Origin of the sequence: Streptosporangium amethystogenes, assembly GCF_000721075.1 — a bacterium.
In the GTDB taxonomy this organism is placed as follows: domain Bacteria; phylum Actinomycetota; class Actinomycetes; order Streptosporangiales; family Streptosporangiaceae; genus Streptosporangium; species Streptosporangium amethystogenes.
Genome location: NZ_JOEQ01000022.1, coordinates 1 through 16,578 on the forward strand (window position 1 = coordinate 1; position 16,578 = coordinate 16,578).

Annotated in this window: 17 protein-coding genes and 1 pseudogene; 3 read left to right on the top strand and 15 right to left on the bottom strand. The window is 69.8% G+C overall.

The genetic code is table 11. The annotated features are described in order from the left end of the window. Positions 1-122 precede the first annotated feature (122 nt). The 6 genes and pseudogenes from IG98_RS0127275 to IG98_RS53540 form a co-directional block, all read right to left on the bottom strand. A complete protein-coding gene (locus IG98_RS0127275; RefSeq protein WP_051752997.1) occupies positions 123-1,136 on the bottom strand; it encodes an alpha/beta hydrolase in 1,014 nt (337 codons plus the stop codon). Next, the gene (locus IG98_RS45350) at positions 1,133-1,840 is read right to left on the bottom strand and encodes a ferritin-like protein (RefSeq protein ID WP_245651737.1); all 708 of its coding nucleotides are present in this window, start codon (positions 1,838-1,840) and stop codon (positions 1,133-1,135) included. The genes IG98_RS0127275 and IG98_RS45350 overlap by 4 nt, the downstream gene beginning before the upstream one ends. A 37-nt stretch (positions 1,841-1,877) precedes the next feature. Then, a pseudogene (locus tag IG98_RS54910) lies at positions 1,878-2,009 on the bottom strand (hypothetical protein); the annotation flags it as partial. A gap of 106 nt (positions 2,010-2,115) precedes the next feature. Beyond that, positions 2,116-2,526 (bottom strand): cupin domain-containing protein, encoded by a 411-nt coding sequence (locus IG98_RS0127285; protein WP_030918110.1) that lies wholly within the window; start codon positions 2,524-2,526, stop codon positions 2,116-2,118. A 9-nt stretch (positions 2,527-2,535) separates the two neighbouring features. After that, positions 2,536-3,288 carry an SDR family oxidoreductase gene (locus IG98_RS0127290; RefSeq protein ID WP_030918113.1) on the bottom strand — a complete coding sequence of 251 codons (753 nt, stop codon included), beginning with the start codon at positions 3,286-3,288 and terminating at the stop codon, positions 2,536-2,538. A gap of 68 nt (positions 3,289-3,356) precedes the next feature. Continuing rightward, positions 3,357-3,575: a response regulator transcription factor gene (locus tag IG98_RS53540; protein WP_030918115.1), complete on the bottom strand. Its 219-nt coding sequence runs from the start codon at positions 3,573-3,575 to the stop codon at positions 3,357-3,359. A gap of 394 nt (positions 3,576-3,969) precedes the next feature. Here IG98_RS53540 and IG98_RS52015 point away from each other — a divergent pair, with 394 nt between their 5' ends. After that, entirely contained in the window at positions 3,970-4,185 is a 216-nt protein-coding gene (locus IG98_RS52015; protein WP_169750188.1) for a hypothetical protein, read from the top strand. Between the two features lie 155 nt (positions 4,186-4,340). Here IG98_RS52015 and IG98_RS48120 read toward each other — a convergent pair whose 3' ends face one another. The 9 genes from IG98_RS48120 to IG98_RS0127350 all read right to left on the bottom strand — a co-directional run bounded on the left by IG98_RS48120 (position 4,341) and on the right by IG98_RS0127350 (position 12,226). Next, a complete protein-coding gene (locus IG98_RS48120) occupies positions 4,341-5,024 on the bottom strand; it encodes a sigma-70 family RNA polymerase sigma factor family protein (RefSeq protein ID WP_063766299.1) in 684 nt (227 codons plus the stop codon). 46 nt (positions 5,025-5,070) lie between these two features. Further along, positions 5,071-5,985, bottom strand: a complete 915-nt coding sequence (locus IG98_RS0127315; RefSeq protein ID WP_030918124.1) for an RNA polymerase sigma-70 factor — start codon at positions 5,983-5,985, stop codon at positions 5,071-5,073. Between the two features lie 41 nt (positions 5,986-6,026). Next, complete coding sequence (locus tag IG98_RS0127320; RefSeq protein ID WP_037971438.1) at positions 6,027-6,743, bottom strand: alpha/beta fold hydrolase; 717 nt, start codon at positions 6,741-6,743, stop codon at positions 6,027-6,029. A 20-nt stretch (positions 6,744-6,763) separates the two neighbouring features. Continuing rightward, positions 6,764-6,943, bottom strand: coding sequence for a CDGSH iron-sulfur domain-containing protein (locus IG98_RS52020; protein WP_051752999.1), 180 nt, complete (start codon positions 6,941-6,943; stop codon positions 6,764-6,766). Further along, entirely contained in the window at positions 6,901-8,094 is a 1,194-nt protein-coding gene (locus tag IG98_RS49090) for a ferritin-like domain-containing protein (RefSeq protein ID WP_084195684.1), read from the bottom strand. Before IG98_RS49090 ends, IG98_RS52020 begins: the two co-directional genes overlap by 43 nt. Continuing rightward, positions 8,087-8,317: a hypothetical protein gene (locus tag IG98_RS0127335; protein WP_030918130.1), complete on the bottom strand. Its 231-nt coding sequence runs from the start codon at positions 8,315-8,317 to the stop codon at positions 8,087-8,089. Before IG98_RS0127335 ends, IG98_RS49090 begins: the two co-directional genes overlap by 8 nt. Before the next feature lie 162 nt (positions 8,318-8,479). Continuing rightward, positions 8,480-10,210, bottom strand: a complete 1,731-nt coding sequence (locus IG98_RS0127340) for an L-aspartate oxidase (protein ID WP_030918133.1) — start codon at positions 10,208-10,210, stop codon at positions 8,480-8,482. Between the two features lie 9 nt (positions 10,211-10,219). Next, a complete protein-coding gene (locus IG98_RS0127345) occupies positions 10,220-11,404 on the bottom strand; it encodes a low temperature requirement protein A (RefSeq protein ID WP_051753001.1) in 1,185 nt (394 codons plus the stop codon). 93 nt (positions 11,405-11,497) lie between these two features. Beyond that, the gene (locus IG98_RS0127350) at positions 11,498-12,226 is read right to left on the bottom strand and encodes a sigma-70 family RNA polymerase sigma factor (RefSeq protein WP_051753004.1); all 729 of its coding nucleotides are present in this window, start codon (positions 12,224-12,226) and stop codon (positions 11,498-11,500) included. Positions 12,227-12,482: 256 nt separating this feature from the next. Between IG98_RS0127350 and IG98_RS0127355 the strand changes: the two genes are divergently transcribed. Then, on the top strand, positions 12,483-15,254 hold the full coding sequence (locus IG98_RS0127355) for an ATP-binding protein (RefSeq protein ID WP_030918141.1): 2,772 nt from the start codon (positions 12,483-12,485) through the stop codon (positions 15,252-15,254). 147 nt (positions 15,255-15,401) lie between these two features. Next, positions 15,402-16,499 (top strand): hypothetical protein, encoded by a 1,098-nt coding sequence (locus tag IG98_RS0127360; protein WP_157594542.1) that lies wholly within the window; start codon positions 15,402-15,404, stop codon positions 16,497-16,499. Positions 16,500-16,578: the final 79 nt, after the last annotated feature.

Consider the following 16,578-nt stretch of genomic DNA (forward strand, 5'->3'; position numbering starts at 1 on the left):
GCGGCTTCCTCCAGGTCTGTGTCCGCAGATGCCTGAATCACGGTACTCATCAGGTGTATCTCCTTGATCAGGAGTTACACCGAAAACCGTACAGTCCCGTGCGCCCACCCCGACCAGCAGGATCACCGCGAGGTAGACCGAGATCGCCACGTGGTCGACGACACCGGCGCGGATTCTCGCCGAGACTCTCCGGCTTTCAAGGCGGTCTTGAGGACGTCGATGGCCTGGGCCATGGCGGCGCTGGTGGCCTCGGTGGCGCGGACGGGGTTGAGCATCATGAAGTCGTGCAGCGTGCCGTTGTAGCGGACGCTGGAGGTGGGCACCCCGGCCGCGATCAGCTTGCGGGCGTAGGCCTCGCCCTCGTCACGCAGCACGTCGTTCTCGTCGACGATGACGAACGCGGGCGGCAGACCCTCGAGGTCGTCCAGGGAGGCGCGCAGCGGCGACGCGGTGATCTCGGCGCGCTGAGCGGGATCTGTGGTGTAGGCGTCCCAGAACCAGGCCATCGCCTTGGCCGTCAGGTACGGCCCGTCGGCGAACTCTCGGTAGCTGTCGGTGTCCTGGCCGGCGTCGGTGACCGGGTAGTACAGGGACTGGTGCACGAAATGCACGTCACCGCGCTGCTTGGCCAGGATGGTCAGGGCCGCTGTCATGTTGCCTCCGACCGAGTCGCCCGCGACGGCCATCCGGGAGGGGTCCAGCCCCTCCTCGGCGCCGAACTTCACGATCCACTGGGCGGTGGCATAAGCCTGCTCGATGGCCACCGGGTAGCGGGCCTCGGGTGAGCGGTCGTACTCGACGAAGACGACGGCCGCACCCGCGCCGACTGCGAGCTCGCGCACGAGCCGGTCATGGGTGCCCGCGTTGCCGATGACCCAGCCGCCGCCGTGCACGTACAGGACGACGGGGAGCATGCCCGTCGAGCCGACGGGCTTGACGATCCGCACCCGCACGTTGCCGACCCCGGCGGGGACGACGATCCACTTGTCGTCCACGTCCGGCTTGGCGATCGGGGCGGCCTGGAGGTCGTCGAGGACCTTGCGGGCGCCCTCGGGGCCGAGCTCGTACGGGAACGGCGGCTTCGAGGTGGCCTGCGCCAGTTCCCAGGCGGCGGGCTCGAGGATGTGCCTGTTCATGCTGCGCCTTCTTTCGCCGTGGAGGAGCTACGTGCTTCGCGAGGCACGTAGGCGAACGTGGGACCGGCGCCGCCGGGCAGCGCCATCAGGGCCTGCGCCTGGGCCCTGAGCGTGAACATGGTACGGGTGGCGTCCGTGAGCCGCTTCGGGTCGCCGTTGAATGCCTGCTCCAGCAGGTTCAGCAGGGTGCTGTAGGTGGTGTCGAACAGATCCTGCGCCGCCCGCACGGCACTGCCCGGCTCGGCGGCCCGCGGGTTGGGTGTCATCGGCAGCACGCCGTCCGGGTCAACGCCGATCTTCTCGCCGGTCGGGCCGGTTCTCGGGGTGTCGCCCCGCTGGTAACGGCGGCCGAGCTTGAGCTCCTGAAAGCGGTAGTAGTGGGCGACCTCTTTCCGCTCGGGGCGGAGGACGTCCTGGTCACCGTCCCAGACCTCGCCGCGGGCGTTGCCTTCCCCCTGCTCGACGATCTCCTTCAGCGCGCCGAGCGCGGACTCCAGATCCTCGACGGCGAACAGCGATCCGGCAGTGTGGCGGAAGTGGCCGCCGCTGACCTGCCGGGCCGGGTCGCCGCAGAACACCTCCTTCTCGCCGAGCGTTTCGCACAGGTAGCGCAACCCCTGCTCGATCGCGGCGTAGAACTGCCACGGCACCAGCGACACCTCCAGATCGCCGTGGGGCAGCTTGCGCGGGTGCGGCGGCAGCATCCGCCGGGTTACGCTCCGGATCCAGCGAGTACAGCGCCGTCAAGTACGGCGGCAGCGTCGCGTGCTCCAGCTCGATCGCCCACTGCAGGTGCTCGCACAGGCTGCCGAGCGTGCCGATCCGGACCGGTCGTTCGTGGTTCATTCGTGTCATACCTCGGGTTGTTGGCATGGCGGATCGGACCGCCGGCCGGTGGGCCGGCGGCCTGGTTCGATCCTGGGATCAGGCAGCGACGACGGCACCCGGTGCCGTCACGCTGCGGATACTTCGCCGGGGTTCAGGACGGGCGTGGCGCGCGGCGGTCCTTGCGCTGGGCCAGCTCGGCCTCTTCCACCAGCGTGAACATCGGCTTGCCCGGCTCGCACAGCATGGTGACCGTGAACCGTACCGGGACATCGTCGCGATTGTTGCCGTCCTGGTAGTGGATGACGTCGCCACCCGGCTCCCAGAACGCCTCGCCGGCGCGGATCACCCGCTCCGGCTCTCCTTCCAGCTCCATCAGCATCTCGCCCTCAAGGACGACACCGAAGGCGGGACCCGGGTGGCGATGCGGCGGCGCGCCAGGGTCTCCGGGCGGGTACTCGATGACCACGGTCATCGCGTGCGCGCCCTCTGGTATGAACGGAGGCTGCGCCTCCTGGAGCACGGTCAACGCCGTCTGCCACGCGGTCGATCGCGGCCTGTCCATCGCCCCGCCCTACTTCGCGTTGGACTGGTCGAGCCAGTCTTTGTAGGTGATGGTGCCGAGCTGCGCGCCGTCAGCGGGCACCAGCGACCGCTCGCCGAGCACGCTGCCGAAGTAGCGCGCCTGCGGGTCGACGACGACCTCGCGGGTGTCGCCCCAGGCGGCCAAAGCCTTGCGGAAGAACTCGTCCATCTTGTACTGGGTCGGTCCGGCGATCTCGATCCGGCCGTTCAGCGGCGTCCCCACCGCGGTCCTGCCGACCGCCTGGGCCACGTCGTCGCCCGCGATCGGCTGGAACAGCACCGGCGCGATGTGCACCTTGCCGTCGACCGTGCCCTCGTTGGCGATGCCGCGGGCGAACTCGAAGAACTGGGTGGAGTGCACCAGCGAGAACGGGATGCCCGACTTCTCGATCAGCTTCTCCTGGGCGATCTTCGCCGCGAAGTAGCCGTTCTCCGGCATCCGCTCGGTCCCCACGATCGACACCGCCACGTGATGGCCCACGCCCGCGGCCGCCTCGGCCGCCAGCAGGTTGCCGGTGGAGGTCTGGAAGAACTTCATGACGGCCTCGCGCTCGAACGAGGGCGAGTTCGACACGTCGATCACGACCTGAGCGCCCTTCAGCACCTCGGCCAGGCCCTCCCCGGTCAGCGTGTCGACGCCGGTGTTCGGCGACGCGGCCACGGCCTCGTGACCGTGCTCGCCCAGCTTCTTCACCAGCTTCGACCCGATGAGCCCGGTCCCGCCGATCACCACGATTTTCATTGTTGGCACCCTTCTGGCTTTCTGGACGCTGTGGTGCGCCCGTCATCAGCTAAGACAAGGCAGCCCCCTCAGCTGTGACAGGCGGCCTCGTGTTCGAGGAGGAGCCTGGTGAGCTCGACGCGCGAGCTGATCCCGAGCTTGGTGAAGGCGTGCCAGAGGTGCGTGCTGACCGTGTGCGGCGACAGGTAGAGCTGATCGGCAACCTGCTTGGTGGTGGCGCCGCCGGCGAGGAGCCTGATGGTCTGCGTCTCTAGGACGGTCAGGCTGTTCGCGCGCCGCCTGCTCACGGTGGGGACTCGTCCACGGCGCCTTCGCCGACGCCGGCAGCTGGACGGGGCCGTCGCCAGGCGTGGCGGCGTTCCTGCTGGACAAGGGCGAGAGCACGCAGACCATGCTCGCCCCGAAGAAGTACCCGGCAGTCTGCTCGGCCCAGCCACGCTGGACCAGCATCCATACACCGACATCGCGGGCCACCTGGAGGGCCGGCCTGTCTGGCACGCCGCGCTCGCCCGGCGGATCCGCCAGGGCTGCCCGGTGCGCGTGCAGTGCCTGACCTGGGCCGTCGAAAGCCGACGAGGCGGAGGGGATGGATGTGGGGCGGCACCATCCCTGACGAGCGCCGCCGCATCCGCGCCCCCCGTGAACGGCGGGCCGGGTGAGGCAGGGTCAGAAGGCGAACTGATGCCGGCGGGGATGCCCTGCCGGGTCATCTTCGCGTACGGGCACAGCGCGGCCGCCTGCTCCAGCAGGGGCCGGCCGCAGCCGTGTCCACCCCAGGCCAGTCAACGACGAGGTCGGCGCAGCTACCCGCCGTCGGCGGGATCCCTTCCGAAGGCCACGGTGCCCTCCACCGAGATCGCGGCCGCCGCCGAGCTCGTCGGGCATCCGCAGCTCTAAGGAGAGTGCCGTCGGAGGACCTGGCCTGGCCGCTGGCCCGCCCGTGGGAGGAGCTGCCGCCGGTCACGGCGACGCGCGTGGAGTAGAGCGGACTGAATACCGCCCCGTTGCAGTCGTGTCAGTGGAGAGGATCTGGTCGTGCACCGGCATGCCCTTCAGTGCCAACGCTGGAGTTTGTCGGGGTTCAGGATGATCCACACCGCCGTGACCTCGGCTCCGGCCACGCTCACGCTGACCACCGCCACGGCCTTGCCCGCCCGCCGCAGCACGAGCCCCGTCCTGCCGTTCACCGATCCGATGGCCGGCTCGGTTCCTGGCTGGTCGATCAGCAACGCCGTGACGACCCGCGCGACCGCGTCCGCACCGTAAGTCGGCCGTACGGCGACGCGCACCTTGCCGCCGCCATCGCTGACGACGATCGCGTCGGCGGCCAGGACTTCCCGCAGCGCCTCGGTGTCGCCCGCCTGGCAGGCCACGGCGAACCGGCGGGCCACCCGCTCGTGCCTGGCGAGCATCTCCGGGCCGTACCCGGCCTGGTGCGAGGCCGGGTACGGCGCGGGCTGGGGCCGGGTCACCCGGCCGCCGGGCACGTGGTCGGGGTCGGGGTCGGGGTCGGCGAGGAGCTCCAGGCAGATGCTTCCCACTGTCCGCGTCAGCCAGGCGCGCGGCACCGCGATGGCGGCGCGCTCCTCCTCGTCGAGGGCGTACCAGCGGCGATAGGTCTCCTGGACGACGTGGTCGGCTGTGGTGTCCGAGCCGAACATGCACAGAGCGATCCCGAGCAGGTGCTGCCGTTCGTCGAGCATCTCCGCCAGCGACTCGGCGCCCGCCTCGGTCATGGTCTGCCGCCTCCTTCATTGTTGGCAGATAAGACCGGACAGCCCGTTACGTTGTGACAATGCGGCTGCGAGACCGCTCGAAGGCCTCGATCTTGGCCGGATTGAGGATCCACAACAGGTGGTGGATCCCCTCCTTGGAGGCCTCGATGGCGAGCAGGGCGACGCCGCTGCCGTCCCGGGTGACGAGCACGCCTGGCAGCCCGTTCATCTCGACCCACGTGATGGCGGTGCCCGGCCAGAACCGCGGTGAGAACGCGGCCACGAACCTGGCCACCCGCTCATTGCCCAGCACGGGGAACTTGGCCGATCCCCTGATGCCGTCGCCGTCGGAGGAGCTGACGACGTCGGCGGCGAAAAGCTTCTCCAGGGCGCCGACATTTCCCGTCTGGGCGGCGTCGAGGAACGTCTCCAGGAGGCGCCGGTGCTGGAGCCTGTCGATGGGCTCGTGGCGGACGGCGGTCACGCGCCTGCGGGCACGGCTCACGATCTGCCTGACATTGACCGGGGTGAGCCGCAGGATCTCCGCTATTTGCGGATAGGGGTAGTCGAAGGCCTCGCGCAGGACGTAAGCGGCGCGCTCGGTGGGGTTGAGCCTCTCCAGCAGGAGCAGAAAGGCCAGCTCCAGCGCTTCGCCGCGTTCGGCGCCGACAGTGGGGTCAAGACTGGTGTCCACGGGTTCCGGCAGCCAGGGGCCGATGTAGGACTCCCGCCGCACGCGCGCCGACTGCGCCAGGTTGATGGCCAGCCGGGTGGTGACCAGCGCCAGGAAGGCCGGCGGGTTCTCGATGGTCTCGCGGTCGGTGTCCTGCCAGCGCAGCCACACCTCCTGGACGATGTCCTCGGCCTCGGCCGCGCTGCCCAGCATCCGGTAGGCGATGCCGAACAGCCGCGGGCGCAGCTCGATGAAGGCGGTCGCCGCCCGATCGAGAGCGTCCGCCTGTTCCAGGGATTCCGTGTTCATGTGCCCCACATCGATTCGCCCGTTGGCCTGGCAGGGGTTCGTCAGCCTCGCGCGTGGTCTGCGGCGTCGAGGATAGTGGCTGTCACGGCGTCGGGCTGGGAGGCCGCGAGCGCGTGGGAGGCGCCGGCGACCTCGCGGGTGCCGCGCGAGTCCGCGCGCTCGGCCATGAAGCGCACTGCGGCGGCCGGGATGTTGAGGTCCTTGTCGCCGTGGACGAACCAGGACGGGACGGTGCGCCAGGGCGCCTCGTCGACGGCGAGCCCGTCGGACAGGGCGCGCTCGGTCACCGGCCGCTGGGTCGCGGCCATCAGCGCGGCCTCCTCGGTGTCGAGGTCGGCGCAGAACTGGCGGTGGAACTTGGCGGGGTCGATGCGGAACTCGTTGCCGCCGGAAGCCACCGGGTATGCCTGCAGCGCCTGGCCGAGCGTGCTGCCCTCGAACTTGCTCGACAGCAGCAGCGCGCTCTCACCCGGCTCAGGGGCGAAGGCGGCGACGTAGACCAGGGCACGCACGGCCGAGTTACCCGCCGCCGCCTGGCTGATCACCATGCCGCCGTAGGAATGGCCGACCAGGACGACAGGGCCGCCGATGCCGTCGATCACATCCCGCAGGTAGGTGGCGTCGCCCTCCACGCTGCGCAGTGGGTTGGCGACGGCGACCGTGGTGAGCTGGTTGCCGCGCAGGCGCTGGATGACGCGGTTCCAGCTGGCCGACTCGGCGAAGGCGCCGTGGACGAGGAGGACGACTGGCTGGTTCATGGGATTGCCTTTCTGGTTGTTCACTCGTGAAAGCCGATCTCGCGATGGGTGCCGTCGCAGAGCGGTTTGTTGCCGGAGTGGCCGCAACGGCACAGCGTCATCCGGTTCCTGGTCTCCAGCGGTAGGCCGTCCGATCGGGTGACGGGGATTCCACCGGTCACCCACAGCGCGCCGGCCAGCCCGTCCTCCTCCTCCAGCACCGAGACGGCGCGCGGGAGGTCGGCATCGATCGTCTCGCCGCCGCGTTCGAGGGCATAGCTGTAGGAGCCGGAGGGGCAGTGATCGATGCGGCCCATGACGTCGGAGCGCACGTCGCTGTCGGCGGTGTCGTCGAGCATCTTGGCGATGGGCCTGGTCCGGCCGATGCAGAAGCGGCGTGCACGCACAGCTCGCCCACCCGCTGCGCGGAGATGCCGACGCCGTCGTGCACGTGCTGCAATTCCTGGTAGGGCCGCATCGGCGCGGCCTCCGTGCCGTCGAAATCGATCACGGCGTGAGTCCCGTCGCAGAACGGCTTGGCGCCCGAATGGCCGCAGCGGCACAGCGCATAGGTTTCCTCGGTCTCCAGCGGCTCGCCGGTCTTCCAGGTGAGCGCGTTCCTCTGCTCGGCGGAGACGATCTTCCGCTTGCGCCGCAGGGGGACGCGACCATACACGACGTACGGCCCGTCCCGGAGCACGACGATCCGCTGGTGGTCGCCCGCGCTCCAGCGGCGCAGCTCAGGCGGGACGTACTCGAAGGTGAGGCCGCCCCGCCGCATCAGCCCCTGTGCCTGGGCCTTGAGCGCGTACATCTCGCCGGTGGCGACGGCGAGTATCCTGGGGCTGCCGTTGAAGGCCAGCTCCAGCAGATGGAGGATGGCGCAGTAGGTGTGGTTGAACTCCTCCTGCGCGGCGCGGTCCGCAGGGTTGGGCGTCATGGGGAACACCCCGGTGAGATCCACCGAGAGCTTTTCACCGGTGGGACCGGACTCAGGGGTGTCCCCGCGCCGGTAGCGGCGGCCGAGCTTCAGCTCCATGAAGCGGTAGTAATGGGCGACCTCGTCCTGGTCACCGTCCCAGACCTCGCCGCGAGCGGTACCCTCCCCCTGCTCGACGATCTCCTCAAGCGCGTCCAGCGCGGAGGCGAGGTCGGTGACGGCGACGAGCCTGCCGCCGGTGTGGCGGAAGTGGCCGTCGCTGACCTGCCGGGCCGGGTCGCCGCAGAACACCTCCTTCTCGCCGAGCGTTTCGCACAGGTAGCGCAACCCCTGCTCGATCGCGGCGTAGAACTGCCTCGCGTGCTCCAGCTCGATCGCCCACTGCAGGTGCTCGCACAGGCTGCCGAGCGTGCCGATCCGCGGCTCAGGCAATGTCGTCACCCGGCCGCGAGCCGTCCTCCAGCACCTCGACCGCGTCGCGCAGCCCCCGCAGAGCGATCTTCTCGCGCTCGACGTCCGTCGGGTCGTACAGCCACTCGGTGACCGGCTGCCCCACCTCCTCCTCCGGGTGGCTGGCCTCGGCGATGATCAGCTCCTCCTCGATGTCGACGTGGAGCTCGTACAGGAACTCGTTCTCACTGTTCGAGGTGCTCATGTCTCCTCCAAGGGATGTACAGTCGGCCGGCGGCCGGCATCGACTCGATCAGGATTGGCCGGCCCCCGAACCGCTCAGCCCGCCGGCCCGCCGACTCCCGCGCCCATGTGGTCCAATCGCCAGCTAAGACAGGACGGCCTCGGCATTTGTGACAAGATCCGGCTATTCGACGAGCTTTCCCATGGTTGAGACCTCGCGCATGAGGGCCGCGATCTCGGCGGGAATCGGCGGGATGCTCTCCCGCTCCACCGATCCGGGGCCTGACCACACGAGGTTTACCTGCAGTGCGGGGTCGAGTTCCGGGTAGTCGGAGCGGTTGTGGCAGCCACGGGTCTCGCGGCGCTCGATCGCGGTTTCGATGGTCGCGCGCGCGGCGAGCGCCGCGGACTTCAGGTCGAAGGCGTGGGCCAGGTCCTGGAAGCCGGCGATGTCCGGGTGCACGCCCATCCCGCTGATGCGCGCCTCGACCGCGGCCAGCTCGGTAAGGCCTTTTCGCAGGCCGCCCTCGTCGCGTACCACTCCGGCGTGCTCCGTCATGATGTCGCGGAGCGCTCGCTGCAGCGAGCGCACGTTCTCCGGGCCGTCGGCGGACAGGAGTTCGTCCACTTCCTCCCGCGCTGCGGCGAGCGCCTCAGCGGAGCGGCGCTGCGCGTCGAGACCCGCGGAATACTCCGCCGCCGCCTGACCGACGATGCGGCCGAAGACGAGGAGCTCGATGAGGGAGTTGCCGCCCAGGCGGTTGGCGCCGTGCAGGCCGCTGGCCGCCTCCCCGATCGCGTACAGGCCGTCGACGCCCGTGCCGTGGTCCTCGGGACGTACCCAGACGCCGCCCATCGAGTAGTGCGCGGTCGGCGCGACCTCGATCGGCTCCTTGGTGATGTCGAGCATCTGCAGTTCCAGGAGCGTCTGGTAGACGCGAGGCAGCCGCGTCATGATCGTCTCGCGCGGCAGATGCGACACGTCCAGCCACACGCCGCCGTCCGGGGTGCCGCGACCTTCCTTGATCTCTGTGTATGCGGCCAGCGCGACCCGATCGCGCGTGGACAACTCCATCCGCTCTGGGTCATACCGGGACATGAACCGCTCGCCGAGCCGGTTGCGCAGGACCCCGCCCTCGCCCCGCGCCGCCTCGGAGACGAGCGTGCCCGCCGCGTTCTCCGGCGCGGTGAGACCAGAGGGGTGGAACTGCACCAGCTCGGGGTCGCGGATGCGGCAGCCGGCCAGGACGGCCAGGCGGAAGGAGTCGCCGGTGTTCTCATCACGCCGGGAGGAGGTGCGCCGCCAGATCCGGGTGTGGCCACCCGCGGCCAGGATCACCGCATCGGCATGGATGACGTAGTGGCTGCCGTCGGTCAGGTCGAACCCGTACGCGCCGAAGACCGCGTTGTCGCGCACGAGAATCCGCGTGATGTACACCGTGTCGAGGACGCGGACGTCGAGCTGGGCCGCCCGGTTGATCAGCGTGCGCTGGATCTCGAGTCCGGTGTAGTCCCCCGCGTACGAGGTGCGCCGGAAGGTGTGGGCGCCGAAGAAGCGCTGGGAGATCCGCCCGTCCTGCTCGCGTGCGAACGGCATGCCGTACCGCACGAGGTCCTCGATGCCACGCGCAGCCCCCTCGGTGACGATGCGCACCGTCTCGGGGTTGGCCAGCAGGTAACTCTCCTTGAGAGTGTCGGCCGCGTGCTGCTGCCAGGTGTCCTCGGGGTCCATCGTGGCGAGGGCCGCGTTGATGCCGCCTGCCGCGAGCGAGGTGTGTGCGTCCGCCTTCGGTCGTTTGCCGACCGCGAGGACATCCACCCCGCGCTCGGCGAGTTCGATGGCCGCCCGCAGCCCGGCCCCTCCGGTCCCGATGACCAGGACGGACGTGGCGATTCTGTTCTCTGACGCGTACATGATGCTCCTTCAGTTACGTGCCGCCCAGATGGCGACGGCGACCAGCGCGACGCAGGCGGCCGCGATCAGCGCGACCACGGCGGCCACCCCGATCCACGGCGCCGCGAGCGGCGACAACACGACGGCGCCGACGCACCCTGCCACGGCAGTGCGGGGGATGACGGAGTCCGCGTCGACCAGCGCATGCACCGCCCGGAGCAGGATGAGATACACCCCGACCGGAACGGCGACCGCGTAGCCGATCGCCATCGGCGATGCCGCCACCTGGCGCCCGCTCTGCTCCACCGCAACCTCGAGCCCGGCGCCGAGAGCCGCCAGCGCGGCGAAGATGCCGAAGTGGCCGTACCCCCACCAGTACGACCGGTGACGCCGCTCGCTGAGCCCCTCCCCTGCCTCGACCAGGAAGTACAGCCACCACAGGGCGAACAGCAGGACAAGACCGGATCCGGCGATGACGACGAGGGGAGCCGCTTCGAGCGCCCCTTCAACCCCTCTGCTCGCGGCCAAGACACTCTCGCCCAGCAAAATGATCGTGAACAGGCCGTAGCGCTCGGCGATGTGCTGCGGGTGCCAGGTGGTTGCCCTTACCCGCTCCGCCCACCACGGCACCGCCAGCTCCAGGACGACCAGGCAGGCGAAGAACGGCAGCTGGAGTGAGGCCGGCAGGAGGCCGGCGTCCATGAGAGCGAGCCGGAGCAACCAGCCCAACTCGACCAGACCTATGCCCGCGGCGTAGCGGAGCCCCGTACGGCGGCTCGCCGGGTCTTCGAATGCGGCCCTCAGCCATTGGGCGACGAGCCCGATCCTCATGATGAGGTAGCCCAGGGTGATGATCCCGTAGTCGGAGTGGCCGGCCGCGGCGGGCACGCCGACGGCGAGGACCAGCACCCCCGCCATCTGCACCATGGTCAGCAGCCGGTAGGGAAGGTCGTCGGTGTCGTAGGACGAGGCGAACCAGGTGAAGTTCATCCACGCCCACCAGATGGCGAAGAACACCTGGAGGAACGGGACCAGCCCGGTCAGGCCATGACCTTCAGCGATGACGTGCGCGAACTGCGCCGTGACGGCCGCGACCGCGACCACGAAGGTGAGATCGAAGAGGAGCTCGAGCTGGCTCGACGCGCGATGCGGCTCGTCGACGGGCCGTGAGCTCATCCTGACCCGGATCCGGATGGTGGTCATGGTCGAGGGCACGCTCACGCTCCTGTCGCTCTTTCGGCGTCCGATTCACCCGAAAGACCGGACGGCGTCGTGATCTGTGACAGATCGCCGCAACAGCGATCGAACTCAGCGGGCGATGTCGGCGGCGAGCACTTCTTCCAGCTCGGCGAGGTCGCCGGACTGGGCGGCGGCGACGAACGTCCGTACGAGGCGCCGGTGCGCGGTGGTGCTCACCTGGTGGCGTCGCTCGGTGGCGAGGTGGTTGCGCGCGCGTCGCAGGAGTTGCCGCGCATGGTCTTCGCCAAGGTGGAGGAGCTCGGAGATCTGGCGGTAGGGGTAGTCGAAGGCCGTGCGCAGGAGATAGACGGCTCGTTCGGCGGGTGTCAGCCTCTCCAGCAGCAGCCGGATCGCAGTGTCGACCGCCTCTCGTCGTTCGGCTGCCGTCTCGGGCCCAGCGGAGAGGTCCACCGTCTCGGGGAGCCAGGTGCCGGCGGAGGTCTCTCGGCGCCTGCGGGCGGACTGGGCGACATTGATGGCGAGCCTCGTGGTGGTCAGCGCGAGGAACGCCGGCGGGCTGATGACGACCGACCGATCGGCACGGGCCCAACGCAGCCACGTCTCCTGCACCACGTCCTCGGCTTCGCCCACGTCCTGCAGGACGCGCAGACCGATCGTGAGAAGCCGGGGCGCGGCGCTGACGAACGCCGAATCGTCTCCGTCCCCATGTGTGATCGACCGGTCATGGGTCTGCTCTGCGTGGTCTTCGTACGACTCCAACAGGCTCATGGTCACGATGGCGGCTCCGTTCGACAGCTGACATCCGGTGATGCCACTGCGATCACGGTCGCTGCCCATGCTGCTCCATCGCGCCCTGGGAACACCGTGGTGGGTACCCTGGCCCGCACCGTGGCGGGCGTCGGGGCAGCGGAGGCGCTTCGGACAGTGGAATGCTCCGCGACCACCCGGCTCACCCTGCGGCCGGTGTCACCAGCAGATTGCTGGGCTTAATGGCAGAACGGTAGGTTACGTGTCCATCTAGGATTTAGCGCCGGTTTCTCCCCATGTTCAGCAGTCAAGGGGCAACGAACAGATGATCGTCGGGAGCATTGCCATGGCAAGCAGAGGTCCCGGGTCGCAACTTCGCGGGCGGCAGCTCGAGTGCGAGACGCTGGATCAGCTCGTGGCGACGGTGCAGGACGGCCACAGCTCGGTCCTGGTTCTGCGCGGCGAGGCCGGCATCGGCAAGACGGCGCTGCTGGAGTACGCGCGGGACAGCGCGTCCGGCTGCCGGATCATCAGAGCGACCGGCGTGGAATCCGAGATGGAGCTGGCCTTCGGCGGGCTGCACCAGCTGTGCTCCCCGTTCCTGGAGCATCTGGGTCGCCTGCCGGGCCCGCAACGCGACGCGCTCGGGACGGCGTTCGGCCTGAGCACGGGAACTCCTCCGGACCGCTTCCTGGTCGGGCTCGCGGTGCTCAGCCTGCTCGCCGACGTGGCCGAGAAAGGGCCGCTGGTCTGCCTCGTCGACGACGCGCAGTGGCTCGACCAGGTCTCCGCGCAGACCCTCGCCTTCGTCGCGCGACGCCTGCTCGCGGAGCCGATCGGGCTGGTGTTCGCGGTGCGCGAGCACCACCTCGGACAGGAGCTGAAAGGGCTGCCCCAGCTCGACGTGGGACGGTTGAGCGACAGCGACGCCCGCGCCCTGCTGGACTCCGTGACTCCTGGACGACTCGACGAGCAGGTCCGGGACCGGATCGTCGTCGAGACGCAGGGAAACCCGCTGGCCCTGCTCGAACTGCCCCGGGGGCTGGCGCCGGCGGAGCTGGCGGGTGGATTCGGGCGGCCCGACGCGCGACCGCTGGCCAGTCAGATCGAGCAGGGCTTCCTGCGGCGAGTCCGGTCGTTGCCGGCCGAGACACAGCGGCTGCTGCTCATCGCGGCGGCCGAGCCGGTCGGGGATGTGACTCTGCTGACTCGCGCGGCGGAGTTGCTGGGCATCGAAGTGTCCGCCGCGTCGCCGGCCGAGGCGGCGGGGCTGATCGCCATCGGTACGCGGGTGCGTTTCCGCCATCCCCTCATGCGATCGGCGGCCTACCGCGTCGCGTCCCCGCAGGACCGGCAGGACGTCCATCACGCGCTGGCCGACGCGACCGATCCCCGGGCGGACCCCGATCGCCGGGCGTGGCACCTCGCCAACGCGACGGCCGGCCCCGACGAGACGGTGGCCGCCGAGTTGGAGCGCTCGGCCGATCGGGCGCAAGCGCGCGGCGGAGTCGCCGCGGCGGCGGCGTTCCACGAGCGGGCAGCCGAGTTGACCCCCGATCCCGCGCGCCGCGGCGCCAGGGCCTTGGCGGCGGCACGGGCCAAATACCAGGCCGGCGGGTACGACGCCGCGCTCGAACTGCTGGACGCGGCCGAACTCAGCGTTCTGGACGAACGCGAACTCGCCCAGGCCGGCCTGCTGCGCGGTCAGATCGCGTTCGCCTCCAGGAGCGCCGGTTCCGCCTTCCCGCTGCTGCTCAGAGCCGGTGAGCGCCTGGCGCAGCTGGACGCCGGGCTGGCCCGCGAGACCTACCGCGACACGTTGAACGCGGCCATGAACGCGGGCCGGCTGCCGAGCGGCGCCCAGGTGGTGGACATCGCCGAGGCGCTGCTCGCCGCACCGCCGGGGCCGCCGCCGGCGCACAACGACCTGCTCCTGAACGGCGTGGGCGTGGCGCTCACAGAGGGTTCCGCCGCGGGCGTGCCGATGGTGCTGCGGGCCCTGGAGTCCTTCCGCGCCGAAGGGGTCTCCAGGGAACAGGGCCTTGGCTGGCTGCCGTTCGCGTCCCGGATGGCCCATAACGTCTGGGACTTCGACAGTTGGTCGGTGCTCTCCGCCAGACTGGTCGGCCTGGCACGCGAGGCGGGCGCGCTGTCAGTGCTGCCCTCAGCCCTCCACATGCTCGTGTCGAACAGGGTCCTCGCCGGTGAGTTCGCCCTGGCCGACGCGCTGGTCGCCGAGGCGGTGACGATCGGCGAGGTGACGGGCAGCCGCTACCTGGCCCAGTACGCGGCCCTGGTACTCGAACCGTGGAGAGGACGAGAAGCCGCGACACGTCAGGTGAGCGCAGCGATCATGCGGGACCCGGCCATCCAGGGGGAAGGCAAGGTGGTGACCGCCACCCAATGGGCGAGCGCGGTGCTCTGCAACGGCCTCGGCCGGTACGAGGAGGCGTACGTCGCCGCCGAGCGAGCCTTCGAGCACCCGCAGGAGCTCGGCGGCACGGCCATCAGGTCCACGGTCGAACTCGTCGAGGCCGCCGTCCGGAGCGGGAGGCCCGCTCGGGCCGCCGAAGTCGCCTGGCGGCTCGACGAGATGGCCCGAGCCAGCGGCACCGACTGGGCCCTCGGCACCTCGGCGTGCGTACGGGCCCAGGTGAGCGACGGAGCGGACGCCGACGTTCTCTACCGCGAGGCGATCGAGCGGCTCGGCCGCACCGAGGTCCGGACGACGCTCGCCCGCACCCGGCTGCTCTACGGCGAGTGGCTGCGCCGGGAGAACCGCCGCCTCGACGCACGCGAGCAACTGGGCATCGCATACGAGCTGCTCGGCGACATGGGGGCCGAGGCGTTCGCGGAACGCGCCCGGCGCGAGCTCCAGGCCACCGGTGAGACGGTACGCAAGCGCACCGTCGAGGCACGCGCGACTCTCACCGCCCAGGAGGCGCAGATAGCGCGCCTGGCCGGCGACGGGCTGACGAACCCCGAGATCGGCGCTCAGCTCTTCATCAGCCCGCACACCGTCGAATGGCACCTGCGCAAGGTCTTCGCGAAGCTCGGCATCACCTCACGCAAGCAGATCCGCACCACGCTGCTCGAAGGCGCGGCACTCACGGCCTGAGCATCCGTCCGCGAGCGGGATGGTGATGTGACGAGCGTCATGTCACGAGCGGCCTCCCGCACTTTGTCTCTGTAACGACGGTCCATGAGTCACCGCCGGGCCAACGGCGCGATGGTCGTCGATTCGAGAGACGATGCGGGAGAAGAGATGTTCATCAAGAAGAGGTTGTTCATCGCGGCCGTGTCGCTGATGGCCTCTGCCGGTGGAATGACGGCGCCGGCCTCGGCCGACGACGGCGGCGCCTCGATCAGCTCCTGGGGCTTCCCCGGTGAGGGATCCGACTGGCAGCCTGTGACCTACGCCGGCGGGCAGATCACCAGCAGGTCCACTCCGGGAGAGGCACGCGACAACCGCGGCAACATCTTGCACGCCTGGCGCGGCGCGGACAACGACTCCATCTGGATCTCGTTGAACAGCGGGCCCGCGTACTCGCTGCCCAACGCGCAGACATGGACGCCTCCGCGGGTGATCTGGACGGACGACGGGGGTCGCGGCAACTTCCGGATCTTCCACACCGGCACCGAGGGCCACGTCTACCAGCACCGCGTCCAGCTCAGCCCGAGCTACCAGCTACCCGCCACCCTGCCCAGCTGGACCAGGATCCCCAACGACACGCGCACCACCGACACCGAGCCCGTGGCGGCCGCCGCGCTCCCCGGCAACTCCTTCATGCTCGCCTGGAACAGCCAGTCCACCGACGACATCTGGACGATGTACTACAACGGCGACACCGGCACCTACAGCTCACCCAGCGTCGTGCCGGGCGCGCGGAGCAAGGACGCGCCGGGACTGGCCGCCCAGGTGGGCACCAACGCCGACCCCGCTCCCTGGAACCAGGTCGTGCTCGCCTTCACGGGCACCGACAACTACGTGTACATGTCGCGGCAGCGGTACGGGACCGGCAACTGGACGAATCCGTTCCGGGTCTATGCGACAGGCACCCCGGGCTACACGAGGAACGGCCCGTCCGTCGCGCTCTCCCGAAGCGGCTACGGCGTCATCACCCTCACCGAGGACCGTGACAACACCATTGGCAGTTACATGATCTCGCGCGACGGCGGGTGGAGCGGCTACTACGAGGAGAACAGCTTCGCGCTCTCGCCCGGCAGAACCCCGCTGGCCGTGGTGGCCGGCACCGATCTCTACTACGTCATCAACGGTTCGGCCGGCGGCAAGAGCGGCGTGCTGTGGAAGAAGGTCTACGACTTCGCGGCGATGCCCACGCCGTCGGCCCCGCAGTGGTGAAGCCGGCGAACGCTCAGCCGGACGACGTCATCGTCACCGACGCCCGATCCCGGCGTCTGCGTCCTTCTCGGAGAGATCA